Origin of the sequence: Nonomuraea sp. B5E05, from assembly GCF_039880665.1 — a bacterium.
Taxonomy (GTDB): domain Bacteria; phylum Actinomycetota; class Actinomycetes; order Streptosporangiales; family Streptosporangiaceae; genus Nonomuraea.
Genome location: NZ_JBDPMJ010000029.1, coordinates 39,341 through 64,848, shown reverse-complemented (window position 1 = coordinate 64,848; position 25,508 = coordinate 39,341). Strand labels below are relative to the sequence as shown.

The 25,508-nt window shown below is 71.2% G+C and carries 23 protein-coding genes; 10 read left to right on the top strand and 13 right to left on the bottom strand.

The features are described 5' to 3' along the window. Nucleotides 1-11: 11 nt before the first annotated feature. The gene (gene lhgO / locus ABGB01_RS37845; RefSeq protein ID WP_347778409.1) at nucleotides 12-1,214 is read right to left on the bottom strand and encodes an L-2-hydroxyglutarate oxidase; all 1,203 of its coding nucleotides are present in this window, start codon (nucleotides 1,212-1,214) and stop codon (nucleotides 12-14) included. 70 nt (nucleotides 1,215-1,284) lie between these two features. Between lhgO and ABGB01_RS37840 the strand changes: the two genes are divergently transcribed. After that, nucleotides 1,285-1,662, top strand: a complete 378-nt coding sequence (locus tag ABGB01_RS37840) for a hypothetical protein (RefSeq protein WP_347778408.1) — start codon at nucleotides 1,285-1,287, stop codon at nucleotides 1,660-1,662. 7 nt (nucleotides 1,663-1,669) lie between these two features. On the opposite strand, the gene ABGB01_RS37835 is transcribed toward ABGB01_RS37840, so the two are convergent. Then, a complete protein-coding gene (locus ABGB01_RS37835) occupies nucleotides 1,670-2,680 on the bottom strand; it encodes a hypothetical protein (protein ID WP_347778407.1) in 1,011 nt (336 codons plus the stop codon). A gap of 134 nt (nucleotides 2,681-2,814) precedes the next feature. Here ABGB01_RS37835 and ABGB01_RS37830 point away from each other — a divergent pair, with 134 nt between their 5' ends. Further along, nucleotides 2,815-3,132 (top strand): hypothetical protein, encoded by a 318-nt coding sequence (locus tag ABGB01_RS37830; protein ID WP_347778406.1) that lies wholly within the window; start codon nucleotides 2,815-2,817, stop codon nucleotides 3,130-3,132. Between the two features lie 3 nt (nucleotides 3,133-3,135). Here the strand turns inward: ABGB01_RS37830 and ABGB01_RS37825 are convergent, their stop codons facing one another. After that, entirely contained in the window at nucleotides 3,136-4,392 is a 1,257-nt protein-coding gene (locus ABGB01_RS37825) for an MATE family efflux transporter (protein ID WP_347778405.1), read from the bottom strand. A gap of 97 nt (nucleotides 4,393-4,489) precedes the next feature. Between ABGB01_RS37825 and ABGB01_RS37820 the strand changes: the two genes are divergently transcribed. Then, nucleotides 4,490-5,458, top strand: a complete 969-nt coding sequence (locus ABGB01_RS37820) for an aldo/keto reductase (protein WP_347778403.1) — start codon at nucleotides 4,490-4,492, stop codon at nucleotides 5,456-5,458. A 97-nt stretch (nucleotides 5,459-5,555) separates the two neighbouring features. Here ABGB01_RS37820 and thpR read toward each other — a convergent pair whose 3' ends face one another. From thpR to ABGB01_RS37800, 4 genes are all read right to left on the bottom strand, one after another. After that, the gene (gene thpR, locus ABGB01_RS37815) at nucleotides 5,556-6,113 is read right to left on the bottom strand and encodes an RNA 2',3'-cyclic phosphodiesterase (RefSeq protein WP_347778401.1); all 558 of its coding nucleotides are present in this window, start codon (nucleotides 6,111-6,113) and stop codon (nucleotides 5,556-5,558) included. Nucleotides 6,114-6,149: 36 nt separating this feature from the next. Further along, on the bottom strand, nucleotides 6,150-7,373 hold the full coding sequence (locus ABGB01_RS37810; RefSeq protein WP_347778400.1) for an MFS transporter: 1,224 nt from the start codon (nucleotides 7,371-7,373) through the stop codon (nucleotides 6,150-6,152). A gap of 26 nt (nucleotides 7,374-7,399) precedes the next feature. After that, complete coding sequence (locus tag ABGB01_RS37805) at nucleotides 7,400-7,996, bottom strand: MarR family transcriptional regulator (RefSeq protein WP_347778399.1); 597 nt, start codon at nucleotides 7,994-7,996, stop codon at nucleotides 7,400-7,402. A 111-nt stretch (nucleotides 7,997-8,107) separates the two neighbouring features. Beyond that, complete coding sequence (locus tag ABGB01_RS37800) at nucleotides 8,108-9,550, bottom strand: NCS2 family permease (protein WP_347778397.1); 1,443 nt, start codon at nucleotides 9,548-9,550, stop codon at nucleotides 8,108-8,110. An 82-nt stretch (nucleotides 9,551-9,632) separates the two neighbouring features. On the opposite strand from ABGB01_RS37800, the gene ABGB01_RS37795 reads away from it, so the two are divergent. Next, nucleotides 9,633-9,845 (top strand): DUF2530 domain-containing protein, encoded by a 213-nt coding sequence (locus tag ABGB01_RS37795; protein WP_347778396.1) that lies wholly within the window; start codon nucleotides 9,633-9,635, stop codon nucleotides 9,843-9,845. A gap of 116 nt (nucleotides 9,846-9,961) precedes the next feature. Beyond that, on the top strand, nucleotides 9,962-11,425 hold the full coding sequence (locus ABGB01_RS37790) for an alpha/beta hydrolase (protein WP_347778394.1): 1,464 nt from the start codon (nucleotides 9,962-9,964) through the stop codon (nucleotides 11,423-11,425). 61 nt (nucleotides 11,426-11,486) lie between these two features. On the opposite strand, the gene ABGB01_RS37785 is transcribed toward ABGB01_RS37790, so the two are convergent. Continuing rightward, the gene (locus ABGB01_RS37785) at nucleotides 11,487-14,519 is read right to left on the bottom strand and encodes a hypothetical protein (protein ID WP_347778393.1); all 3,033 of its coding nucleotides are present in this window, start codon (nucleotides 14,517-14,519) and stop codon (nucleotides 11,487-11,489) included. 145 nt (nucleotides 14,520-14,664) lie between these two features. Further along, the gene (locus ABGB01_RS37780) at nucleotides 14,665-15,465 is read right to left on the bottom strand and encodes a DUF3027 domain-containing protein (protein ID WP_347778392.1); all 801 of its coding nucleotides are present in this window, start codon (nucleotides 15,463-15,465) and stop codon (nucleotides 14,665-14,667) included. Between the two features lie 125 nt (nucleotides 15,466-15,590). On the opposite strand from ABGB01_RS37780, the gene ABGB01_RS37775 reads away from it, so the two are divergent. After that, nucleotides 15,591-17,117 (top strand): MFS transporter, encoded by a 1,527-nt coding sequence (locus tag ABGB01_RS37775; RefSeq protein WP_347778391.1) that lies wholly within the window; start codon nucleotides 15,591-15,593, stop codon nucleotides 17,115-17,117. A 5-nt stretch (nucleotides 17,118-17,122) separates the two neighbouring features. Here the strand turns inward: ABGB01_RS37775 and ABGB01_RS37770 are convergent, their stop codons facing one another. Beyond that, nucleotides 17,123-17,518, bottom strand: a complete 396-nt coding sequence (locus tag ABGB01_RS37770; protein WP_347624328.1) for a cold-shock protein — start codon at nucleotides 17,516-17,518, stop codon at nucleotides 17,123-17,125. A 94-nt stretch (nucleotides 17,519-17,612) separates the two neighbouring features. After that, complete coding sequence (locus tag ABGB01_RS37765) at nucleotides 17,613-18,233, bottom strand: HAD hydrolase-like protein (RefSeq protein WP_347778390.1); 621 nt, start codon at nucleotides 18,231-18,233, stop codon at nucleotides 17,613-17,615. 101 nt (nucleotides 18,234-18,334) lie between these two features. Between ABGB01_RS37765 and ABGB01_RS37760 the strand changes: the two genes are divergently transcribed. Together ABGB01_RS37760 and ABGB01_RS37755 are read left to right on the top strand one after the other, a co-directional pair. Further along, nucleotides 18,335-18,730, top strand: a complete 396-nt coding sequence (locus ABGB01_RS37760) for a hypothetical protein (protein ID WP_347778389.1) — start codon at nucleotides 18,335-18,337, stop codon at nucleotides 18,728-18,730. A gap of 61 nt (nucleotides 18,731-18,791) precedes the next feature. Continuing rightward, entirely contained in the window at nucleotides 18,792-19,409 is a 618-nt protein-coding gene (locus tag ABGB01_RS37755; RefSeq protein WP_347778388.1) for a helix-turn-helix domain-containing protein, read from the top strand. Here the strand turns inward: ABGB01_RS37755 and ABGB01_RS37750 are convergent. Next, on the bottom strand, nucleotides 19,402-20,328 hold the full coding sequence (locus ABGB01_RS37750) for a hypothetical protein (protein ID WP_347778386.1): 927 nt from the start codon (nucleotides 20,326-20,328) through the stop codon (nucleotides 19,402-19,404). The genes ABGB01_RS37755 and ABGB01_RS37750 overlap by 8 nt on opposite strands. A 45-nt stretch (nucleotides 20,329-20,373) precedes the next feature. On the opposite strand from ABGB01_RS37750, the gene ABGB01_RS37745 reads away from it, so the two are divergent. After that, complete coding sequence (locus ABGB01_RS37745) at nucleotides 20,374-22,893, top strand: helicase C-terminal domain-containing protein (RefSeq protein WP_347778385.1); 2,520 nt, start codon at nucleotides 20,374-20,376, stop codon at nucleotides 22,891-22,893. 27 nt (nucleotides 22,894-22,920) lie between these two features. Here ABGB01_RS37745 and ABGB01_RS37740 read toward each other — a convergent pair whose 3' ends face one another. After that, nucleotides 22,921-23,604 carry a hypothetical protein gene (locus ABGB01_RS37740; RefSeq protein ID WP_347778384.1) on the bottom strand — a complete coding sequence of 228 codons (684 nt, stop codon included), beginning with the start codon at nucleotides 23,602-23,604 and terminating at the stop codon, nucleotides 22,921-22,923. A 340-nt stretch (nucleotides 23,605-23,944) separates the two neighbouring features. On the opposite strand from ABGB01_RS37740, the gene ABGB01_RS37735 reads away from it, so the two are divergent. Further along, nucleotides 23,945-25,423: an AMP-binding protein gene (locus ABGB01_RS37735; protein WP_347778382.1), complete on the top strand. Its 1,479-nt coding sequence runs from the start codon at nucleotides 23,945-23,947 to the stop codon at nucleotides 25,421-25,423. Nucleotides 25,424-25,508 lie beyond the last annotated feature (85 nt).

Below are 25,508 nucleotides of genomic sequence, written 5' to 3'. Positions count from 1 at the left end.
CAAGGATGCACTCATCGGACGGGTGCCGGGACAATTCCGGCAATGTGCCGGGCGATGGCCAGGCTGGACGTGGCGGCGGGCGAGGGCGCGTTACGCACGAGCACGACCCGGCCGTGCACGTCCACGACGAAGTCGTCGACCATGCGGCCGTCCCGCGCCACGGCCTGGGCGCGTACGCCGCCTTCGGTTCTTTCCAGGTCGGAGGCGGTGAGCGCGGGGACGTAGCGGCGGGTGGCGCGGAGGAACTCGCGTTTGACGAGGGAGCCGTGGAGTTCTTTGAGCCCGGTACGCCAGTGGGCGCGGGCCAGACGCAGCGTCCCCGGCCAGCCAAGAATTTGCCGGAAATTGCAGTAATTTCGCCAACGCACGGCGGAACCGTAGCCCTCATAGGCCAGGGCGAGCACCGCGTTCGGCCCCGCCAGCACCCGGCCGTCGGTCTGCCGCGTCAGATGAACGCCCAGGAACGGATAGCGCGGATCGGGCACCGGGTAGATCAGCCCCCGGACGAGGTCCTTCGCCGCCCCTTGGAGCGCGTAGAAGTCACCCCTGAACGGGACGATCCTGACGTCTCCCGGCGAGCCCGCCATCCTGGCCACCGCGTCGGTGCTCAGCCCGCCGCACACGACCAGGCGGTCGAAGACGAGCTTGCGCCGACCGGCCAGCACCTCCACACCTCCCGGGCGTTCCCTGATCGCCCTGACCGGGTGCGCGAGCCGTACGGACCCGCCCAGCTCCGCGACGTCTCGCGCGAGCCGGCGCGCGACCGCAGGGAAGTCGCAGATCGCGGTGTGCGGCGAGTGGATCGCGCCGGCGCCGACCGCGTGCGGCTCGATCTCGCGCAGCGCCAGCCCGTCCAGCTCGGAGATGCCCGGCACCCCGTTGGCCCTGGCCCGCTCGGCCAGCGCGCTCAGCCGCGGCCGCTCGGCCGTGGTGCTCGCCACGACCAGCTTCCCGACCTCGGCGTACGGCAGCGCGTGCGCGGCACAGTAGTCCTTGAGCAGCGCCACGCCCTCGCGGCACAGTTTCGCCTTCAGCGAGCCCGGAGGGTAGTAGATGCCCGCGTGGACGACGCCGCTGTTGTGCCCGGTCTGGTGGGCGCCGACGCGGTCTTCCTTGTCGAGCACGGTCACCTCGGCGCCCCTGGTCCTGGCCAGCTCGCGCGCCACCGCCAGGCCCACGATGCCCGCGCCCACGATCCCGATCTTCTCCGTCACATGACAATTTTCCGACTTACCGCCCTCCCCCGCCATATCCGGACGAATCGAACATGAGTACGATGTCGCCATGTACGTTCCGCCGGAGTGGCCGCCCGAGGTCCGGCCGCCGAGCGTGCCCGACTGGGAGACCTCCGCGGTGGCCTGGCTGCTCGACGCGGTGCCCCCCGACTACCGCGCCCACGAGGTGCTCAGGCGGCACCCGATCGCCCTCGCCAGCATGGCCAGGCACCACGTCGCCTCGGCCATCGAAGCCGCCCGCGCGGGCTACCGGGCGGCGGCCGTCGACCTCAAAGGACACCTGCCGCCGCACACCATCGAGGCGGTGCTCGACGTCTACCGCGAGGAGGGCCCCCGGCTGGTCCGGCTGTCGCGCTCCGTCGAGGTGGTGGAGCGGGCGCTGCGCGGCGACCTGTTCACCGCCACGATGCGGCGCTCCGGCAGATGACCGGCCCTCAGCGGGTGCGGCGGGCGAGAAACGTGATCACGCCCACGGCGGTGGCGGCCGCGGCCAGCCAGATGAGCACGTCTTTGATCGTCAACCCGGACGCGCCGGCGTCGGCGGCCACCTCGTCAGGACTCTCGTCCGGGGTCTCTTCCGGGGTCTCTTCCGGGGTCGGGGTCGGGGTGGGGGTGGCCCGCTCGGGCAGCGGGACACGGTAGACCGGGCTGCGCGGCCCCTCCGAGCCGACCAGCAGCGCCGTGCCGTCGGCGGTGTAGGTGATCGACTCGGCCTGTTCGAGCTCCGGCATCGTCACCTTGGCGATCGTCTCGCCCGAGGGCCGGTAGAGGGTCGCGGAGAAGTAGGTGCGGATGACGTACGACGAGCCGTCGGGGGCGTAGGCGGCGTCCGTGGCCATGAGGGGGGCGCCGGCGACCTTGCGCAGGATGTTCGTCCGGCCGGTGCGGAGCTTCTTCGGCGCCGCGTAGACCGAGCCGGCGAACTCCTTGGACACCACGTAGAGCCGGCCGGTCCTGGGGTTGATCATGAGCCCTTCGGCATTGCGGGCTCCGTCGGCGTAGCGGAAGCGGTAGCGGGTGGCGGGCAGGGTGGCGTTGCGCAGAGTCTGCGGCTCCATCACGCGATAGACGGAAATATCGGGCCAGGCGCCGTCCAGGTTGTCGCCGATGTCGGCGAACCAGAGCACCCCCCGGCCCGTCTCCGGGTCCTTGGTCGCCGCCATCGCCTCCCAGTCCCGCGCCTGGGCGCCCTGCACCTGGAAGGTCGCTTTCGTACGGCCCTTCCCGTCGACGGCGTAGAAGGTGGGGGCGGCGGCGCTGTCGTTGTGCGTGTAGAAGACCCCGTCGTGCGTCGGCGACACGGCCAGGCCGCTGGACTCCGTGATCGCGGGATCGCGGAAGGTGAAGAGCTTCTCCGTGCCGTCGTCCGCCGCGTAGGCGGGAACGGCGGACAGACAGCAGATCGCCGTGACGACCGCGAGCATCCTGATCACGACATCCCCCACGCGGCCATCATGCCCCACCCACCGGCCACCCGGTCCGCACGACAGCACCGGCAGCCGCATCGATGAAGACGCAGCGTCAAGGTCTCGCCACGCTCCGACAAGGACATTCGCGCCGGCCGAGCTAACCTGACCGAATGATCATCACTAATCGCCGTTTGGCCACCGTGTTCGCCGCGACCGTGCTGGCGGGAGGCGGGGCACTCATGGCCGCGCCCGCCGCCGGCGCCGCCACCTCATCCGCGGCCGCGGCCGTCATCTGCCCCTACCAGGTGAAGACGAAGACGACTCCCAAGTGGCTGTCCGCCACCACCGTCTACATCAAGGGCTGGTGGAATTACCAGGACATCGTCAGCGTCTACCAGGGCTCCGGCAAGTTCGGCCGGTTGAAGACGACCTCCGGCTACTGGGCCACCGCGACCGACCTCACCAGCGCGGGACAGTGCCGCTCCTGAGCCTCAACCGGACACCTTGGCGCTGTGGCGGTGGAAGCCGGTGCCCTGGAGCACCACCAGCAGCACGTTGGCCACCGCCATGGCCGCCCACAGCCCGGTGATGCCCCAGGTCCTGGCCACGGGCACGGCGGCCAGGACCAGCAGCCCGTACCCGATGGCGAAGTAGCCCAGGCTGGCCCCCGAACGTTTGAGTGCGGTGAGCCCGGTCCCCTGCACGGCCTGGGCCGCGTCGGCCATCGACGCCAGCGCCATGAGCGGGAGCAACGCGAGCACGCGCTCGCGTACCCCGGGATCGTCGCTGAACAGCGTGACCAGCGCCGGGCCGAACCCCAGCAGCAGGCCCGCGCCGGCGAGCGAGGCCGCGAGGGCGAGCAGGGCCGCCGTCCTGTTGGCCCGCCGCGCCCCTGCCGGGTCGGCGGCGCGGGCGATCTCCGGGACCGCGACCTGGCCGATGGAGAGCGAGGCCATCATCATGAGCGCGGTGAGCGTGGTCAGCACGGCGTGGGCGGCGGTGTCACGCGCGCCGGTCCCGCCCGCGGCGAGGGTGACGACCCCGAGCACCGCGAATTTGATCAGTACGGTGCCCGCCAGCGGCACGCTCACCCTCGCGAGCTTGACGATCTCGCCGATCCGTGGTCTGGCCTGCCCGATCGGGCCGCCGAGCGCGCGACGCAGCAGGAGGCTCGCCACGACCGCCGCCGCGACTCCCCCGGCCACCCACGCGATGCCCACCCCGGTCAGCCCGAGCGACGGCACCAGCGCCACGGTGAGGACGCTCAGCAGCAGCCCGAAGGTCAGGGACGGCCAGAGCACGCTGCGGTTGCGCCCGAGCGCCACCAGGATGGTGCTCGCGCCGCCGGTGGAGGCGAAGACCACGAGGTAGACCGCGACGAGGTACGGCAGCGCGCCCAGCTCGCGCACCACTGCGCCGGGCACCCCCGTGGCGTGCGCCAGCAGCGGAACGCAGATCACCGCGAGCGCCCCGGCCGCGCCGGCGGCCATGCTGAGCCAGCGCGCGTCCCGCACGATCGGCACGGCCGCCGCGGGCGAGTCCCTGTGCTGGGCGACGAACGGCCCCAGCCCGCGCAGCGCGCCCTGCACGGTCGCGGACGCCGGGTTGAGCACGGCGGTCATGACCGCGAAGGCGGCGAGGGCGACGGTGTCGTACCGGCCGAGCACGGAGGTGACCACCAGCGAGCCGATCATGCCCGTGACCATGGCCAGGAAGAGCGGGACGGCCGCCCGGAGCAGGGCGATCACAGGGAGAGACGGCGCGGCGGGAAGTGCCCCATTTCTCTGTAGATCACGACTGGATCCTATGGCCTGGAGCGCACTCCAGGTACTTAGGGTTGCAAACATGGATTACGTCAATCTCGGACGCAGCGGCCTCCAGGTGAGCCCGCTCTGCCTCGGCACCATGAACTTCGGCCCGCTGACCACGGAGGAAGACTCCTTCGCGATCATGGACCGGGCGCATGAGCTGGGGATCAATTTCTTCGACACCGCCAACGTGTACGGCTGGAAACTCGGCGAGGGCATCACCGAGAACACCATCGGCCGGTGGTTCGCTCAGGGCGGCGGGCGCCGGGAGAAGACGGTCATCGCGACCAAGCTGTACGGCGGGATGAGCGACTGGCCCAACGACCAGAAGCTGTCGGCGCTCAACATCCGCAAGGCCTGCGACGCCTCGCTGAAGCGGCTGCAGACCGACTACATCGACATCTACCAGGCCCACCACGTCGACAGGAACACCCCGTTCGACGAGTTCTGGGAGGCCATGGAGACCCTGCGCCAGCAGGGCAAGATCATATACGTGGGCTCCTCCAACTTCGCCGGCTGGCACATCGCCAAGGCCCAGGAGAGCGCCGCCAGGCGCAACACCACCGGGCTGGTCAGCGAGCAGTCGCACTACAACCTGCTCACCCGCGCGGTCGAGCTGGAGGTGTTGCCCGCCTGCGAGGACTACGGCCTCGGCGTGATCCCGTGGAGCCCGCTGGCCGGCGGCCTGCTCGGCGGCGTGCTCCGCAAGATCGACAAGGGCCGGTCGGCCTCGGACGCCATGGTCAAGCAGCTCGAGAAGCACCGCGACAAGATCGAGCAGTACGAGAAGTTCTGCGACGAGCTGAACGAGGACCCGGCGTACGTGGCCCTCGCCTGGCTGCTCAAGCAGCGGGCGGTCACCGCGCCGATCATCGGCCCGCGCACGCTGGAGCAGCTCGACGGCAGCATGCGCACCCTGGAGATCGAGCTGGACGAGCCCGCGCTGGCCCGGCTTGACGAGATCTTCCCCGGCCACCGCACCGCGCCGGAGGACTACGCCTGGTAGCGCTCAGGTCAGCAGGGCGCCGATCACGACGATCAGCAGCAGCAGGCCGAGCACGAGGGGCAACAACCAGGAACGAGGACGATCCACGCCCTGGAGCCTAGCCCCGCTCGGAGGGTGCGAGCGCCCATTCGGCGAGTGACTCGTACCTCACCTGCGGTCCGGTGTGGCTGCGGACGAGACGGACGTGCTCCGCCCGCCACGGCGAGCCGCTGAATCCCGACAGCGACTCGATCAGCGGGCGAAGGTCCGTCTCCGTCTTGGTCCTGGCCAGCGTGAGGTGCGGGTGGAACCGTTTGCCGTCCGTCTGCGCGGCCCCCGCCCGGCGGGCGCCGGCTTTGACGGAGTCGGCGAGCCGGGTCATGGAGTCGCCCGTGACGCCCACCCACAGGACCCTGGCCCGCCGGGCGGACGAGAACGCGCCGAAACCGGCGAAGGCCAGGTCGAGCACGCTGTAGCGGCGCACGGCACGGTCCAGGCGCAGCTCCAGCTCGGGCAGCGCCCGCTCGGGCACCTCACCGAAGAAGGCCAGCGTGATGTGCCAGGTGGCCCGGTCGGGCCAGCGCAGGCCCGGCACCTGCCCGACGTGCGGCGCTATCGCGCGGGACACCTCGTCCAGCGCCTCGTCGGGCGGCACCAGGGCCGCGAAGAGCCTCATGCCATCCGATTGTGCCCCGTGGCGGAGACGGGTCGCTCAAGCCGTGGCGAGCGCCGGCCTGCGTACCCGCGTGCTGATCAGCCGCGTCACGAGGACCGCCAGCCCCGTGCCCGCCAGGACGAGCACGCCCGACAACATGACGCCCGCCCGCGGCCCGCCCAGCTCGGACAGCCAGCCGATGAGCGGCGCCCCGAGCGGCGCCCCGCCGGTGAAGACCAGCATGTAGATGCCCATGACCCGCCCTCGCATGTCGGGGGAGGTGGCGAGCTGGACGCTGGCGTTCGCGGCCGTGTTGATGGTGATCAACGCGATGCCGGTGGGGACCAGCAGCAGCAGGTAGACGGGGTAGAACGGGGCCAGCGCCGTCGCGATCTGGAACAGGCCGAAGCCGATCGCCCCGGCGAAGAGCACCTTGCGCGACAATCGCGCCCTGCGCGCCGCCAGCAGCGCCCCGCCGAGCGCGCCCACCGCGAACATGCTGGAGGCCAGGCCGAACGAGGACGCGCCGGCCTTGAACACCTCGCGGGCCATGAGCGCGATCGACATCGAGAACGACTGCGAGAACATCGACACGAACCCGATGAGCAGCACCGGCATGAGCAGTTCTTCGTGCCGCACCACGTAGCGCAACCCCTCGCGGAGCTGGCCCTTGGCCCTGGGCACGCGCTCGGTGATGTTCAGCTCCGAGCCGCGCATGAAGACCAGGCTGGAGATCACGGCGCCGAACGTCAGCGCGTTGATCAGGAAGATCGGGCCCGTCCCGCCCAGCACGTAGATCAGCAGACCGGCGAGCGCCGGGCCGACCACGCGGGCCAGGTTGAAGATGGAGCTGTTCAGGGCGATCGCGTTGGACAGGTCGTCACGGCCGACCATCTCGACCACGAAAGCCTGCCGCGTCGGCACCTCAACGCAGGAGATCATGCCGAGCAGGAACGCCATCGCGTACACGTGCCACACGTGGGCCGTGCCGGTCATCGTCAGCACGCCTATGGTCAGCGCGAGCGAAGCCATCAGCACCTGGGCGCCGACGAGGATCGGCCGCTTGGGGTAGCGGTCGGCCAGCACGCCGCCGAACATGCCGAACAGCAGCATGGGCAGGAACTGCAGCGCGGTGGCCGTGCCGAGCGCCGCCGCGCTGCCGTTGGTCAGGTCGAGCACCAGCCAGTCCTGGGCGGTGCGCTGCAGCCAGGTGCCGACGTTGGAGACGGCGCCCCCGGCCGCGAACATGCGGTAGTTACGAACCCTGAGCGACCGGAACATTCCGGTCCTGGGTTCTTCCGGCTCCTCTAGATCCGGCTGAGCTTCTCCAGGATGGGCGCCGCCTGCCGGAGAATCGCCCTCTCCTCGGGGGACAGGTCTTTCAGCCGCTGCGTCAGCCACGCCTCCTTGCGGCGCCGCTCCTCCTTCAGCAGCTTCTCGGCGGCCACGGTCACGGTCACGGTCACCTGGCGCCGGTCGGTCGGGTGCGGATGGCGCGCGACCAGGCCGCGTTCCTCGAGCTTGGCGATCACACGCGTCATCGAGGGCGGCTGCACCTTCTCGAGCTCGGCCAATTCGCCGGGGGTTATCCCGAAATGCTGTTCCGTCTGGCTGTCGCGCCCGCTTTGCTCCTCGTTGGCTTGTTCCTCGCTCACTCCTGGCGAGCTCCTGCGCTCGCTCTGATTGTCGCGCCCGCTTCGCCTCTCGTTGGCTTGTTCCTCGCTCACTCCTGGCGAGCTCCTGCGCTCGATGGCGGCGAGCGTCGCGAACTGGGTGGGCGTCAGCGAGTGCGCCGCTGCCTGTCGTCGTAGGCGCCTGGTCAGCCTTGCCAGAGAAACGCGCAAGGCCGAAGCCAGGCCTGCGTCGCTGCGCAGGTCCGTCTTGTGCTGGGGTTTGGTTAGCATGAGTCATTACCTTTGCTAACTATAGGCGAAGGCAGGATATTTCCCTAACCGGTTTTTGCCCTCCTGGATACCAGGAAGCCGCCCCGCACGCGCGAGACGGCTCCCACCTGCTCAGACGCCGAAGAGCGCGCGGATCGGTCCGATCGCGAAGTAGAGCACGAAGAGGATCGTGACCGCCCACAACAGCGGATGGATCTCCCTCGCCTTGCCCCGCACCGCCTTGATCAGCACGTAGCTGACGAAGCCGGCGCCGATGCCGTTCGAGACCGAGTAGGTGAAGGGCATGACCACGACGGTGAGGAACGCCGGGATCGCGATCTCGTAGTCGTTCCAGTCGATGTCGCGGATCGAGGTCATCATCAGGAAGCCGACGACGACCAGCGCGGGGGCCGCGGCCTCGTACGGCACGACCGTGACGAGCGGTGCGAAGAAGATCGCCACCAGGAACAGCAGGCCGGTGACCACGCTCGCCAGCCCCGTGCGCGCGCCCTCGCCGACGCCGGCGGCCGACTCGATGTAGGTGGTGTTGGAGGAGACGGAGCCCGCGCCGCCGGCCGCCGCGCCGATCGAGTCGACGAGCAGGATCTGCTTCGTACGCGGCAGCGTCCCGTCCTCCTGGATCAGGTTCGCCTGGCGGCCGACGCCCACCATGGTGCCCATGGTGTCGAAGAAGTCGGTGATGAGCAGGGTGAAGACGAACAACACGGCCAGCAGCACCGAGATCCGGCTGAACGCCCCGAAGGGATCGAACTCCGTGAACAACACCAGCGGGTTGTGGAAGCCGAGGATCTGCTCGGGCATCGTGGGCACGTTCAGCTGCCAGCCGCCGGGGTTCTCGGCCGAGAACGCGCCCGACTTGGTGAGCAACTCCACGATGATCGCCAGCACGGTAGTGCCCGCGATGCCGAGGAGGATGGCGCCCTTGACCTTCCGCGCCACCATCGCCGCCGTGGCCAGCAGTCCGACCACGAACACGAAGATCGGCCACGAGGTGAGGTTGCCCCCGATGCCCATCTCCAGCGGCGGCCCGGCCGGCACCCGCCGTACGAATCCCGCGTCCACGAAACCGATCAGCGCGATGAACAGGCCGATGCCGACGCTGATGGCGGTCTTGAGCTGGGCGGGAATGGCATGGAACACCGCCACCCTGAGCCCGGTCAGCACCAGGATGGCGATGATGACGCCCTCGAGGAAGACCAGGCCCATAGCCTCCTCCCACGTCATCACGCTGGCCAGGTTGAACGTGACGAAGGCGTTCAGGCCGAGCCCGGCCGCCATCGCGAAGGGCACCCGGCCGATGACGCCCATGAGGATCGTCAGCACCCCCGCCACGAAGGCGGTCCCGGCCGCGACCAGCGCCACGTTCGGCGTCGTGCCGTCACCGATGACCTGCTTGTCCACGTCCGTGCCCGTGGCAATGATGATCGGGTTCAGCACCACGATGTAGGCCATGGTGAAGAACGTGGCCAGGCCACCCCGTACCTCACGGGAGACGGTGGAACCGCGTGCGGAGATTGCGAAGAAATGATCTATTTTGCTACGAGTGTCGCTCACGACGCGAACAGTGGCAGGCGGGGTGAGCTGCGGAAAGAGCCAGTAATGATTTCGAGACCCGATTGCAAGCTAGGGTGGACACGTGAAGCAGCAGTGGCACCCCGACCCTGAGCCGATCAAGACCAACGACACCGCCGCCGTGGCCGTCGGCACCGCCGTGTGGGCCGTCGCCCTGGTCGCTTTGCTGGTCTTCAATCCCGCCCCGGAGAACACGTGGTGGATCTGGACCTGCGTGACCGGGATCGCCTTCGGCCTGTTCGGCATCTGGTTCGTTCGCAGGCCCGGCCGGGAGTGACCGAAGTAGTCCGTTCCGGCTGACATTCGTCATCTCCCGCCGCTCCTCGAAGTCACCCCCAAGTGGTGTTTCCGCCCACTACGTCAGCACATCTCCGGTGAACCATGCTTATAGGCATGAAGAAGCCCATAGCGACATTCCTCCTGGGCGCGGCGGTTCTCACGGCCTGCGGCACCACCGGCGAGCCCGCCCCGGCCGCCAAGGACACGGACACGGGAAGCGTGGCCTGGGCCCAGTGCACGGATCTGGTGGGCCCCGACGGCAAGCCGATCCCCTCGCCCGCCGGCACCGAGTGCGGCACGATCGAGGCCCCCCTCGACCACGCCGACCCCGGCGGCGAGAAGATCGACCTCGCCCTGATCCGGATGAAGGCCACCGGCGACCGGCTCGGCTCGCTCGTGTTCAACTTCGGCGGCCCCGGCGCGTCGGGAGTGGACACGCTGGCGCTGGCCGGCCGGGCCTTCGCCGGCCTGAACGAGCGCTACGACCTGGTCAGCTTCGACCCGCGCGGCGTCGAGCGCAGCGCCGGCGTCAAGTGCGGGGGGCAGGTCGACAAGCTTCTGTCCGCCGAGGCGGAGGCCAACGCGGACCGGCTGGCCAAGGAGTTCGCGCAGGCCTGCCAGAAGGACTCCGGCAAGATCCTGCCGCACGTCGGCACCGTGAACGCCGCGAAAGACCTCGACCTCATCAGAGCCGCGGTCGGCGACAAGCAGCTCAACTATTTCGGCTTCTCCTACGGCACCCACCTCGGCGCCGTCTACGCCACCCACTTCCCCAAGAACGTCGGCCGTTTCGTCCTCGACGGCGCCTTCGACCCGACGGTGACCTTCGATGAGCGCGCCGTCATCCAGGCCACCGGCTTCGACCAGGCCTTCGCGGCCTTCGCCAAGGACTGCGTGGCACAGAGCTGCGAGCTCGGCACCGACCCCGCGGCCGTCGAGAAGAGCGTCGAAAGCCTGCTCGACAAGCTCAAGGCCGAGCCGCTCAAGGTCGGTGACCGCGAGCTCACCTACAGCATGGCCCAGCTAGCCGTCATCACCCCGCTGTACGCCAAGGCGAGCTGGCCGATGCTGGAACAGGCCGCCGCCGCGGCGGTCAAGGGGAACGGCACAGCGCTGCTCGCCCTGGCCGACTCCTACACCGGCCGCAAGGCCGACGGGACGTACTCGACGGCGATGACGAGCCTGCAGGCCATCAACTGCGCCGACAACGCGGACCGGCCCACGGCCGGCGAGACGGCCAAGACCAACGCCAAGATCAAGAAGATCTTCCCCATTCTGTCGGTCGAGGGCTCGAGCGAGGCGTGCGCCCACTGGCCGGTGCCCGGGAACGACGACGCCAAGCGCGTCGACGCCACGGGCTCCGCCCCCATCGTCGTGGTCGGCACCAAGGGCGACCCGGCCACCCCCTACCGGTGGGCCCCCGCGCTCACCGAGCAGCTCAAGACCGGTGTCCTGGTCACCTACGAGGGTGAGGGCCACGGCGCCTACCTGACCGGCAACGGGTGCGTCATGAAGACGGTGGACGCGTACCTGCTGGAGGGCAGGGTGCCGGGCGAGGGCACCACCTGCGCCGCCTGACCGCCTCCGCGATCGCCGCACCCCCACGCGCCACCGGACGCGCGGGGGTGCCCGTCCGGGGTCAGGAGAGGTCGGCCTCGGCGAGCAGGAGAGGAACCGCCTGGGGATCACGCAGCAGGGCGGCCACCGCGAGCCGGTCGTTCCACTGCCCCGTGGCCCACGCCAGCCCTCTGGCCAGCCCGTCGACCCCCGTGCAGTGCACCGCCCCCTCGAAGAACCGCCACGAGCACTCGACCCCGTCGACGAGCAGTTTCTCGTGCTGGACGTACGTCTCGGGCGCCGTGGGCAGCAGGGAACGCACCTCGCGGGGCACCTGCAGGACCTCACCCTGGGAGGTGACCTCGCCGGAGGTGAGCTCTCCCGCCAGGGGCAGGTCGAGCAGCTCCGACAGCGCCTCGGCCAGATCGTAGGGGGCCAGCACCAGCGGCCGGTCGGTGACGAGCTGCAGCAGGTCGGGGGCTTCGACCACCACGACATCGTCGGCCGGGGCCACCACGATGGAGCCCTTCTGCACCGTGCGCACGCGGGAGGGCGGCGCGACCCTGGAAGGGTCGACGGCGGCCAGGGCGACCCACAGGGCGCGCAGTTGCGCCCGGTCGACCTCGATCGACTCGTCGGCCATGAGGTCGAGCAGCTCTTCGGGACCGCCGTGGGAGTCGAGCAGCGCCGGCAACGTGGTGCGTACGCCGAGCATGGACAGGGCGCCCTCGTCGAGGCCCGCGGGCGCGTCGGTGTAGAGGCCCTGCAACAGGGGGTCGGCGCCGGGGAGCCGAAGCTCCAGCGGCTTGCGCCCGCCGAGCACGGGATGGCGGGCCAGCCACCACGCCGTGTAGGAGGGCACCTCCACGCCCTCGACGCGCAACGGGTGGAGGGCGGCACGCAGCGGCGGCCTGGTCAGCAGCTCGAGCGCGGCCGGCCAGTCGGCCACGAGCTCCAGGTCGCGCACCGCCACGAACTCGGGCACCAGCGGCGGCACGTCGAGCTCGGGCAGCAGGTCGAGCACGTGGTCGAGCCAGTCGTCCTCGCCGTCGAGGTCGTGGTCGCACTCGTCCTGGTCGAGCAGCACGTCGGACTCGTGCACGAGCGCGAACCCGTCGAGCACCCCGGCGGCCGCGAGCACGCGCGAGCCGTAGGTCTCCGCCAGCTCCGAGGCGGCCACGCCGAGGTGGGTGTCGGGCTCGATCAGCCCGGCCAGCGCCCCGTCGGCCAGCATGAGCTCGCCCGCCGGATAGAGCTCGCCGTCGGCGCCGCGCAGGGCCAGCTCGGCCAGCCACGGCGCCTCGCCGGGCGCCAGCCCGGACGCCTCCACCAGGGACAACACGGCCCGCGCCACCGGCTCGGGGTCGGGGCTGTCGAGCGACTGCGCGACGGCGGCCTTGGTCAGCGGGTCGTCGAGAATCGTGCGGGGGGTGGCCTCGGCGGCGCCGAGCCGCAGGAGCGCGGGATGGGCGGCCTCCTGGTGCACGATGCGCAGCCCGAGCGGCGTCAGGTCGAGGTCGGCGCCGCCGTCGGTCAGGATGAGCGTGCCGCGCGGCCCTCGCACGAGCCGGCCGTCGGTGAGCGGCACCGGCAGCGCGCCCAGCGACTCGGGATCGTCGACGGGCAGCACGTCGTAGAGCGAGCGCCACCACGCCGGCTCGCGCGCCTCCACGGCCTCGCCCGACAGCAGGTCGACGACGTCGGCCAGCTCGACCCTGCGCACGCCCAGCGACGTCATCGCCGGATGCCTGGCCGGCCATCCGGCGGGCAGCAGCCCGGGAACGAAGCCGGCGACCGTCTCGAGCAGCTCGGCGGAGGCGCCCGCCACGACGGCGGCCTCGCGGCCCGCGACCACCCATCCGTCGTCGCCCGGCTCGGCCGCCGGGTGCTCGACCCGCCACTCGGCGTCGGGCTCGTAGACCTCGGCCTCGGCGAACGAGGGTGTCTGGACGGCCGGCGCGGGCGCCGACAGCGCAGGCAGCAGCGGCGTCTCGGGCAGCCGGGCCAGCACGGCCCTGCGGATGCGGGCGTCGAGCTCGCCCTTACCCATGAGGGACGGGACCAGGTCGAGCAACTTGGACGTGCGCGGCAGCTCCTGGAGCAGCCGGACGTAGGCGTCGGCCACCCGCTCGACCAGGAAGTCGGTGAGCAAGCCCTTGGCGACGTGGCGGCGGTCGGTGGCCATCGGGAACGACGCGATCAGCAGCGCGGGCAGGTCGAGCGGCTCGTCGCTGGGTGTGGGCGCGTGCACGACGGCCGGCACCGTGCCGGGCGGCGAGCCCGGCTCGCCGGTGCCGGTCACCGGGACCGCCCAGCGCAGTGACCAGTAGGGGCGGGCACGCTCCTCGGTGGGCCTGTCGGCGAAGAGCCTGCTCACCTCGCCGGGCGTGAACTCGCCCGACTCCGACACGACGTGCCAGCCGTCGGCGACGACCGTGCGGTCCGACCCGTCGACGTCGATCTCGATGGACTCCAGCGCGGGCATGCCGAGCAGCAGCGCGGGGCTGGTCTCGGTGAGCATCCGCCGGACCGCGTCGACGGCGGCCTGGTCGCGCAGCGGAAGGCGGACGAGCGTGTCGAAACCGTCGGGTACGTCGAGCGGCGGCGCGTCGTACGGCAGCCGCAGCAGCGGGACGTGCCCCGAGCGGTCGGCCAGCTCGGGAGCGAGCTCGGGGATCTCCGCCACCGCGGCGGAGGTGTCGGCGCGCGACCAGCGCACGGAGCCGTGCCCGCGCGAGCCGATGACCGGCTCGTCGCAGACCGAGACCACCGCCGCGAACCCGACGCCGAAGCGCCCCGCCGCGCCGGCGTCGTCGCGCTTGCCGGAGACACGCAGCGTCGACAGGCCCTCGACGCCCGTGGCGTCGAGCGGCGCGCCGGTGTTGGCGGCCGTCAGCACGCTGCCCTGGAGGGTCAGCCGCAGCACCCCTGGCACGCCCGCCTGCAACGCCGCGTCGGCGGCGTTCTGCGCCAGCTCGACGATCAGCCGGTCGCGGTAGCCGCCGAGCGCGAAGTCCTCCTCCGCGTTGGCGTCTTCGCGGAACCGGGCAGGCGAGGCCGTCCAGGCGGAGAGCACGGCCGCTCGCATCCGGTCGGTGCCGTAGGTGTCGCTCATCTATCACGATCCTGGTGTGAGGGTAGGGGGCCACCGTAGGTTAGCGGCCTTCACCGACAGGTGAGGCGCATCCGCGCCCACCTACCCTCACGGCGCCGCGCATGCGCCCTGAGGAGTGGCCGACCCCTCCTGCCGCGCGGGCGGCTCAGGAGTGGCCGAGCTCCTCGGAGGCGGACGCGTCGACCGAGCCCGTCTCCTCCTCCATCAGGTCGTAGCCCAGGTCGTCGAGGATGGGGATGGCCTGCTCCATGGGGGCCGGCAGCACGGCGGCCTCCGAGTGGGCGCCGCAACCGTGGTCGGCGGCCACCACCTTGCCGTCGTCCGGCGCGTATTCGTTGGCGCAGACGCCGAACGACAGCCGGAGCTCACCCGCGAGCAACCAGTAGAAGCCGCAGGTGGAGCACTGCGCGGGAGCGGCGTGTGCGATCGGAGTGTGCGGCCCGTGCTCGCCCGCGTGCCAGCGTCTGGCAGCCCGGTCTCTGCCGATGGCCGAGAGCACACGGGCTCGGCCCAGGCCGTATTCGAAAACCATCTGGCGGTCGGTGTCATCGTCGGTTTCGGTGAAACCCGGCACCAGCCTGTCGTCGTCTTCCGCGGTCGGCAGCAGATCACCCACGCCGAGGTCGCCCGGCCGCAGCCGCTCGCTCCACGGCAGCCACTCGGGCGCCAGCAGCGCCCCCGAGCCGGGCAGGAGGACCGCCTCGCTGACCGTGACCTTCTTCGCGCGGGAGGCACGCGTGACGGTGACAGCCCAGCGCCAGCCGCGATAGGCGCGGTCGAGACAGGCGAAATAGTGGGTGACGATCCGGTCGCCCTCGCCTTCGTAGCCGAGGTGCTCGCCTGGCTCGCCCGGACGCGCCAGCTCCTCGGCCGCGGCGCGCGCCAGATCGACCGCAGCGGCACAGGCCTGGTCGGGAGCGGAGACGCGGGCCCTGGTGCGGCTCATCGGACCGCCTCCGCCGAAAGGTGCTGTTCGCTCACACTTCATTCTCACCCATGGCGGGACCTAAGAGTCCCACAACGGGGGATCCCGCTCCGAGATCGCGGGCGAATCGGGTAAGACTGGTAGGCGTGCAGGGAGGCTGGGAGCGGGCGCGCGAGGTCTCGCGGCGGATGGCGCACGGCGTCGCCGACGCGGGTCGTGCCACTCTGCGCGCGAGCAGGGCCACGGCCAGCGGCACGGCGCGGGCGGGCAAGGTCACCGCGAAGGGCGCGCAGAAGGTCGGCCGGGCCACGCGCCGCCTCACCCACGCCGACGGCGCCGACCGCACCGGGCTCGGCCGCCTGATCGAGTTGTCGGCGGGCAACAGCGCGAGCGACGCGCTGGTCACGGTGGCGCTGGCGAGCACGGTGTTCTTCGGGGTGCCCGTGGGTGAGGCGCGCGGCTCCGTCGCTCTCTACCTCGTCATCACGATGTTGCCGTTCGCACTGCTGGCGCCGTTCGTGGGGCCGATCCTCGACAGGTTCAGGTCGGGGCGGCGCTACGTGATAGCGGGCACGCTGTTCGGGCGGGGCCTGCTGTGCTTCGCGATGGCCGCCGCGGTGGGGCCCGGCGACCTGCCGACGTTGTTCATCGGGGCGCTGGGCGTGCTGGTGTTGTCGAAGGCGCACAACGTGTCCAGGGCGGCGATCATGCCGAGCGTGCTGCCCGCCGACATCACGCTGGTGTCGGCGAACGCGAGGGTGGCGCTGTTCACGCTGGTCGCCGCGGGTGTGGCGGTGCCGGTCGGGGCCGGGCTGACCGCGTGGCTGGGCAGCGCGGCGGTGCTGCGCATCGCGATGGTGGGCTTCCTGCTGCTCGGGGTCGCCGCCGTACGCCTGCCGCGGCACATCGACTCGCCCGACCTGGAGGAGGAGGGCGCCGCGCCACGCTGGCGCACGCTGCTCAAGGTGGGCCCCACGGTCGCCGAGGCCGTCTGGGCCAACGTGGCCGTCCGGGTCTTCTCCGGGTTCCTGCTGTTCTTCCTGCTGTTCCTGGTGCAGGACCGCGCGGTGCCGTGGCTGGCGGCGACGCAGTCGCAGGCGGCGGCCGATCCGTTCTTCGACATCCCCAAGACGATCGCGCTGCTCGCGGCCGCGGCCGGGCTGGGCGGCCTGGCGGGCGCCGCCGTCGCCAACTGGACCCGCAACCACGCGCCGCAGCTCATCGTGCTGGCCACGCTGGCCGTGACCAGCGTGACCACCATCCTGACCGCGATCTTCTTCGGCCTGTGGGCCGCGCTGGCGATCTCGCTGGTCACGGCGTTCGCGCAGGAGCTGGGCAAGCTGGCGCTCGACGCGATCGTGCAGCGGGAGATCGGCGAGGAGGTGCGCTCGTCGACGTTCGGCGTGGTCGAGGCCGTGCTCCAGCTCGCCTGGGTGTTCGGCGGCCTGGCCGGGCTGGTGCTCTCGCTGTCGGAGAGCAGCACGGCCGGGCTGGTCACGCTGGCGGTCGCGCTGACCGCCGCGCTCGCGTGGCTGCTGGTCTCCAGGATCAGGCACACGCGCGCCGCCGACGCCAAGCTGCACCGGCGGCGCGCCGAGGCCGCCGCCGACCAGCCTCAGCAGCGCCAGGACACCCTCGACCCGACCAAGCCGCTGACCAATCCCAACGGCTGAACGCGTTACGCGTCGAGGTCGTCGGCGACCGCCCGCAGCACCTGCGCGATCTTCTTGGTGTGCGCCGCGTCGGGGTGCTTGCCCCGCTGGTAGGAGGTCGACACGCCGTCGAGCAACTTGATCAGGTCTTCGACGATGACCACCATCTCGTCCGGCTTCTTCCGCTTGCCCTTGGGCTTGGCCTTGGCCAGCGTCGGCGGCTGCTCGAGGATCCGGACCGAGAGCGCCTGCTGGCCCCGGCGGCCCTCGGCCACGCCGAACTCGACCTTCTGGCCTGGCTTGAGCGGGCCTGCGCCGGTGGGCAGCGCGGATGAATGCACGAAGACCTCACCGCCGTCGTCGCGGGTGAGGAAGCCGAATCCCTTGTCGGCGTCGTACCACTTGACCTTGCCACTCGGCACAGGAGGACCTCGTTCAAACAGTCGAAAACGAAGGATGGATGGATGTAGGTTATGCCCCGAAGAGCGCCAGGGCGACCGGGTAAATGGCGGCGAATTACCCAAGTTCCGCTTGGGTGCGCCAGCCGGCGAACCAGGCGGCGAAATCGGTCAGGTCGGTCAGCGCCACGTCCGCTCCGTGATCTCGCAGCTCTCCAGCCGTGTACGGGCCCGTCGCGACGGTCACGCTCACCGCGCCGCCCGCACGTGCCGCTTCGATGTCCGCGACATGGTCACCAACATAGGCCGCCGCGCCGAACCGCGCGAGTGCCGATCCCTTCTCGGTGCCGAACGCCGAGCCGACCACCTCGTCCACGGGCAACCCCAGCAGCTCGACCGTGCCGATCGCGTCCCTGAGGTTCTTGGCGGTGACCACGATGACCCGCCCGCCGGCCGCGTGTACGGCCTCGATCGCGTCGTACGCACCCGCCATCGCCGTATGCACAGGAACCCCGAGTTCCGGATATATCTGGCGGTAAAGTTCGGCTGCCGCGGGCACCTCCTCGGGCGGCAGCCAGTTGGCCAGTTCCCTCTCCAGCGGAGGGCCCAGCCTCTCCACGATCGCCGCACTGTCGAAGCGCACACCAAGGCGGACGGCCAGCTCGTCGTACGTGGCCGCGATCCCCGCCCGCGTGTCCGCCAAAGTCATGTCAAGGTCGAACCCCACCGAAGTCACCACATGAGAAGGATGCCAAACAGTGCCCTACTCCCCGTAACGGGCCCTTGTTCTTGAACCCTAGTAATGGGAAGAAAGGAATTACTTATCGGAGAGGAGCGGCCGTGACCAACACCCCCAGACCGCCGCAGGCCGGAGACCGGCTCGTCGCCTCCTCCGCCCCGTCCCGCCCGCACCGGCCCGCCAGGCCCGGCGGCCGGATCGCGACGCCGTGGCGGCGTACGGTGTCGGCGGCGGCCTACCTGGTGAAGGTGGCCTGCAGGGTGGCCGCGCTCTCCGTGTTGCTCTACGCGGTGTTCACCGTGTTCAAGGCCAACCCGGCCAACATCTGGTACCAGTTCGTCGAATCGCTCGCCGCATGGTTGTCCCTGGGCCTGGCCGGCCTGTTCCAGCTCGCCGATCCGCGCTGGACGGCGCTCGTCAACTACGGCCTCGCCGCGATCGTGTGGCTGATCATCGGCTCCGCGCTGGCGGGCCTGATCCGGCGCGCCGCTCCGTGAGGGCGACGGTGGGCCGTTCCGGGTAACGGCTACGCTCCTTACCGGAGGTATCAGGATAGACATGACCAGATCGACCCGTGAGCGGATCGTCGACGAGGCTCTGCGACTGTTCGCCGAGCGGGGCTACGCCGCCACGTCCGTGGCCGAGATCGAGGCCGCCTCAGGGCTGTCCCCCGGCGCCGGAGGGCTCTACCGGCATTTCAAGTCCAAGTACGAAGTGCTCGCCGCGGCGATCAACCAGCACGCCGCGCGCACCAGGAGCCAGGTGGCGGATAGCCTGGCCGAGCTGAGCGCCATGGAGGCGTCGGCGGACCTGGAGGAGCGCCTGGCCCACATGTGCCGCGCGGGGCTGGCCAAGGTGCGCGAGGAGTCGGAGCTGACCCGGGTGTTCTTCCGCGACCTGAGCCAGTTCCCCGAGCTGGTCGCCGTGGTCAGGCAGGGGCTGCTGCAGCCCATGTTCGACGCGATCGTCACCTGGTTCATGGCGCAGCCCGAGTACCGCGACGTGGATCTCGACTGGGCGGGCATCGCGGCCGTGCTCGGCGGCTCGGTCGTGCACTACCGGCTGTTCCAGGAGACCGTGGGCGAGCTCCCCGGGCACGCGGAGAAGGACCAGTTCGTCACCGCGTGGGTACGCCTGGCCGTCGGCCTGCTCCCCAGCCCGGCGCCCGTCAGGTGACGTCGAGCAGCCGGTAGGCCAGCCACACCACGCCCAGACCCGTACCGATCATGAACATGGTCCCGCTGACGTCGAAGAACTGCGTCAAGAACGCCGACAGCCCGGCCTCCGTGCCGACCCGCAGGCCGCCGATCAGCACTCCGCCCACCGAGTAGCCGAGCATCGGCGCGCCGATGCCGAGGACCTTGTCGCGGATCGTCCAGGTGTCGCTGAACAACACGAGCGCGGCGCCGAGCGCCCACACCATGACCGGCACCTGGAAGATCGCCACGGGCGGCAGGTCGAACGGCACCAGCAGCGCCGCCACCACCAGGATCACCATCGCGGCGGTGTCGCGCGGGTGCTCCTTGACGATGGTCCTGGCGTCCCTGCCGTCGGTGGCCAGCGGGTTGGCGCTGAACATGGCGACCTTGCGCAACCCCGCGAACGGCAGGTCCATGCCGGGCCGCCGGGTCAGACGCTCCTGAGCGATCCCGCGGTGCTCGCGCACGCCCGGCGGCAGGTCGCGGTCGTCGGCGACGGCGGCGAAACGCAGCGTGGCGCCGGCCTCCTCCAGCGGGGTGCCGGAAGCCGGCGCGGTGCCTGACGCGGGGGTCGTGCCGGGCGCGGTGGTAGAGGCGGCGGTGGGGGTCGTGACGGGCGTGGTGGTGGGGGCCGCCGGCGGTCTGGAGCGCAGCGTCGCGATCCCGGCCGCGGCCAGCCGGCCGGCCTCGCGCTCGACCAGCGCGGCCGGATCACCGAACCTGGCCAGCACCTTCGACACATCGCGCGGTCTCCTGCCGCCGCCCAGCTCGGTCTCGATCCTGGCCCGCAGCCGCTTGGCGAAGTCGAGCCGCTGGTCGGCTCTGAGCACGCCGTGCGCGGCGTCGGCCGCCTTGGAGACGTAGTTCAGCACCTGCTGGTCGGCTCGCTCAATCACGTCAAGCAATGCTGCCCCAATCGGGGTGCACATACCATGGCAACGATGGAGTTCACGGAGTGGATCAGGGGACGCACCGACGGACAGCTGCGGGTGCTCGTGTCCGCGCGTCCCGAGCTGATCACTCCGGTGCCCGCGCATCTGGAGGGCCTGGCGTCGCGCGCGGCCAGCCCTTCGGCGATCGGCAGGGTGCTCGACCGGCTCGACCGGTTCACGCTGGCGGTCGTCGAGACGCTCGCCGTCCAGCCAGGGCCGACATCCAGGAAACAGTTGCGCGACCTCATCGGCGCGGCCCTGGACGGCGACCAGGAGACGGGGCGGGCCGACCCCGAGCCCGAGCTGTCGGTGGCGCTCGGCAGGCTGTCCGACCTCGCCCTGGTCTACGGTCCCGACGACGCCCTCGACCTGGGCCCCGGCGTGCGCAAGGTGCTCGAAGACCCGGCAGGGCTCGGCCCGAGTGCCGTCGACGCGTTCCGGCACCACGCGCCCGAGCACCTGGAGGAGATGGCCGACGACGTCGCGCCGGGCACTGAGGGGCCGGGCAAGGAGCGGCTGGCGGCGGCGCTGGCCGAGCCCGCCGCGCTCGTCGGCGCCGTCTCGGCCGAAGCCAGGGGCGCGCTCGACCAGCTCGCCTGGGGCCCGCCGACCGGGCGGGTGCCCAACGCCAGGCGAGAGGTGCGCGTGGCCTGCGCCCGTTCGCCCATCGAGGAACTGCTCGCGCGTGGCCTGCTGGCGGCCACCGGCGAGGAGAGCGTGACGTTGCCCCGCGAGGTGGGCCTCTACCTGCGCGGCGGGCGGGTGCACCGCGGTCTGCGGGCCACGCCGCCACCGCTCGAAGGGACCGCGCGCGACCCGGAGCTGGCCGACCGCACGGCGGCCGGGCAGGCGTTCTCGTTCGTCAGGTCCGTCGAGGAGCTGTGCGAGCGATGGGGCGCCGATCCGCCGGGCGTGCTGCGCACCGGCGGGCTGGGCGTACGCGACCTGAAACGTACGGCGGGCGAGCTCGACCTGCCCGAACGGGTGACGGCGCTGGTCGTCGAGGTGGCGCACGCGGCCGGCCTGATCGCGGCGGGTGGCGGCGTCGACGGCGAGTGGCTGCCGACCTCCGGCTACGACCTGTGGCGGATCAGGCCGGCCGCCGACCGGTGGATCACGCTGGCGGCCACCTGGCTGCGCATGGACCGGGTACCCGGGCTGGTCGGCGACCGGAGCGCAGGAGCTCGCCGGGAGAGAGCGGGCACAGCGATGCCAACGAGCGGCGAAGCGGGCGCGACCATCAAACACAGCAGCGCAGGAGCTCGCCGGGAGAGAGCGGGCACAGCGATGCCAACGAGCGGCGAAGCGGGCGCGACCATCAAGCACAGCAGTGGCAAACGCGGCGACGAGCGCGACAGGCCGCTCAACGCCCTCCACGCCGACCTGCGCCGCTCGTCCGCCGCGGCGGTCAGGGAGGCCACGCTGCGGGTGCTGGCCTCCGCCCCCGGCCTCGCGCCCGAGCGGGACTCCGTGCTCGAACGGCTGGCGTGGGAGCAGCCGCGCCGCCGGGGGCCGCTGCGCGAGCAGCTCATCGAGTTCGCGCTGCGGGAGGCCGAGCAGGTGGGCATGACCGGGCTGGGCGCGCTGGCCCGGCACGGGCGGGCGCTGATCGAGGGCGACGACCCGGCCGGGGTGCTCGCGCCGCTGCTGCCGGAGCCCGTCGACCACGTGCTGCTCCAGGCCGACCTCACCGCCGTCGCACCGGGCCCGCTGACCAGCGAGCTCAACCGCTGGATGGCGCTCACCGCCGACGTCGAGTCGAAGGGCGGGGCCACGGTCTACCGGTTCAGCGAGGGCTCCGTACGCCGGGCGCTCGACGCGGGGCACGGAGCGGAAGAGCTGCTGTCGGTGCTCGGCCGCCACTCGGCCACGCCGGTGCCGCAGGCGCTGTCCTACCTGGTGACCGACGTGGCCAGGCGGCACGGCCGCATCCGCGTGGGCACCGCGAGCGCGTACATCCGGTGCGACGATCCGGCGCTGCTCGACCAGATCACCGCCGACCGCCGCTCCGCCGCGCTGCGGCTGCGCCGGCTCGCTCCCACCGTCATCGCCTCCCGCTCCTCGCGGGCGGCGCTCGTCGACTCGCTGCGCGCCATGGGGTACGCCCCGGTCGCGGAGTCGATCGAGGGCGACGTGATCGTCTCCCAGCTCGAAAGCCGCCGCACCGAGGGCACGGCGCCGGTGCGCACCATCGCGTCGGCGAACGGCCTCGACCCGGAGGTGGCGGCGGCGGCCGTACGCGCGCTGCGGGCCGGCGACGCGGCGCACCTGGCGCGGCGCGAGCCCGTCGACGCGCCCAACGGCCAGGTGCCGCGCGGGCCCGCCACCGCGACGATCTCGGCCCTGCAGGAGGCGATCAAGCAGGGCGTGCGCGTGTGGATCGGCTATCTCGACTCCCAGGGCAACGCGACGTCACGCATCCTGGAGCCGGCCCGGATGGAGGGCGGCTACCTGACCGCCTACGACGAGACCAGAGCCGCCGTGCACCGCTTCGCCCTCCACCGCATCACGGGCGTGACCGGCCTCTGACGCGGGCCCGGCCGGTGAAGGCCACGGTCAGCGCGCCGGCTCTCCGTCGCGGACCAGCCGCGTGGCCAGTTGGACCACCGCGGCGGGCGTCGGCAGAGTGAGCGCCTGGTTCCTGGCGTCGGCCAGCTGCTCGGCGCCGGTGCCCGCGCGCGGCCCGTAGGTGCTCAGGCACAGGTCGAACAGCTCGCCGGGGTCGGGGGCGCACCACGGCTGCTCCACCTCGACCGCCTGGGAGGGCCCGCCGTTCCTGGTGATGACGAGGTATGAGCCCAGCTCGGCCAGCTTGCGTGCGAGGTTGACCAGCTCGATCCGCTCGGCGCCGGCCGCGATCCAGTCGTGCAGCACGTACGCCTGCCCGGGCCCGTAGTCGGTCGCGGAGAGCAACTCCAGAGCGGTGGCGGCCGGGGACAGCACCGTGATCGTGCTCTCGGCCAGCGACATGCGTGAGAGCAGGGCGATGGCCCCTAATCGTTTGCCGCTCTCCTCCGCGCCCACGAGGACCAGCAGGTGCCGCATGGCCAGGCGGCGCACCGCCTCGGGGAAGCAGCCCGGCTCCCGGTAGGAGCGGAGCAGGATGTCGGCCTCCCGCCGGCTGAGGTCGTGCGTGACCTGGTCGGTCGTGGCGCGCGGCCGGTCGTTGACGGCGATGACGCTCGTACTGAGCGTTATGGTGTCGAGGTCGATCTCGCCTGGTTCAGGCGTGTCGGTCACGAAGCCACCTCGGTGGTTGACTGGAAATTTGTCTACAGGAAAGACGGAAGATCAAAAACTTTCTTCTTTTTCCACGAAGGCAATACAGAGCGTCACAACAGCGCTCCGAACAGGCCTTATGCGCGACTCACGGGTTTATGGGGACACGTCGACCACTCCCTTCGCCTAGATCTTCCACCATGCGGCGATCGAGGTCGAGCAGAAAGCACAAATGGCCACGGCCGGAGCTTTATATCGATTAACCGACCCCGGCGAGTATCGTCCGCATGGGCCCGTCAAGGGTGCCCGGGCACGACATCAAGGGTTGACGGCGCAACGTCATTCGCATCAGGTTGGGCATGTGACCGCGCAGACGCTGGGCAGGCTGGCCGAGGAGTCATGGAGCCGCTTCGACGACCACGACGCGATGTTCTACGACGGGGTGTGGCTCCGCAGCCACGCGCTCGCCGAACGCGCGCGCCGCATGTGCGGCGGATTCGTCGAAGCCGGCATCCGGCCCGGCGACCGGGTGGCCGTCATGATGGCGACCTCGCCCGAGGTGCCGCTGCTCTACCAGGCGTTGTGGGCGGCGGGCGCGGTGGTGACGCCGGTGGTGTTCCTGGTGGGGCCCGCGGAGCTGCGGCACATCCTGCTCGACAGCGGCGCCCGCGCGATCGTCACCTCGCCCGAGCTGGAGGAGACCGTACGCGCCGCCGCCGTCGACATCCCGATCTTCGTGGACACGGCCGAGCTGGAGCGGGCCTCCGAACACGGGCTCGTGCACAGGGACCCCGGCGACCTGGCCGCGCTCATGTACACCGGCGGCACCACGGGCAAGGCCAAGGGCGTCATGCTGAGCCACCAGGGCCTCTGGCAGGTGGCCAGGGCCGCCTACGAGCTGTCCCGCCAGGAGGGCAGGAACCGCGTGCTGGTGCCCGTACCGCTGTCCCACGCGTACGGGCTGATCACCTCGGTCGCCTCGATGCACGCCACGGAGCCGCAGCAGGCGGTGCTGATGCGCTGGTTCGAGCCGAAAGCGTTCCTGTCGCTGGCCGCCGAGCAGCGCGTCCAGTACGGCACCGTCGTCCCGTCCATGATCCAGATGCTTCTCGCCGAACCGCTGGAGTCGCATCCGCTGCCCGACCTCGCCTTCCTCACGTGCGGCGCGGCCCCGCTCGGCAGGGAGACGCTGGCGGAGTTCGAGCGCAGGATGCCGGGCGTGCAGATCCTGGAGGGCTACGGGCTGACCGAGACCAGCGCCGTGACGACCTTCAACCCGCCGGACCGGCGCAGGGTCGGCAGCGTCGGCCTGCCGCTGCCCGGCTACACGATCACCATCCGCGACAGCGAGGGCGAGGCCACGGAGCCCGGGGACATCGGGGAGATCTGCGTCTCCGGCGAGTCGCTGATGCTCGGCTACTGGGGCGAGCACGAGCCCGATCCCGAGGGCACGGCGCTGGCCGGTGGCGAGCTGCGTACGGGCGACATCGGCTGTGTGGACGACGACGGCTACCTCTACATCGTCGACAGGAAGAAGGACCTGATCATCCGCGGCGGCTTCAACGTGTTCCCCCGCGACGTGGAGGACGCGCTCAACCAGCACCCCGACGTGGTGATGTCGGGCGTCGTCGGCCGTCCCGACCCGCGCGTCGGCGAGGAGGTCGTTGCGTTCGTGCAGCTCAGGCCGGGCGCCGAGGCCGGGGCCGAGGAGCTGATCGGGTGGGCCCGCGACCGGGTCGGCCGGGTGAGATATCCGCGGGAAGTGAGGTTCGCCGACTCGATCCCGGTCACGAGCGTGCTCAAGCTCGACCGCAAGGCGCTGCGCGCGCTGCTCGGCTGAGGAGCCGCGAGCACGTCACGGCCGCACCGAGTAGGTTCTCTCGGTCAGCCGCGCCTCAATTCCGTGATAAGTGTTGACCTGTCTG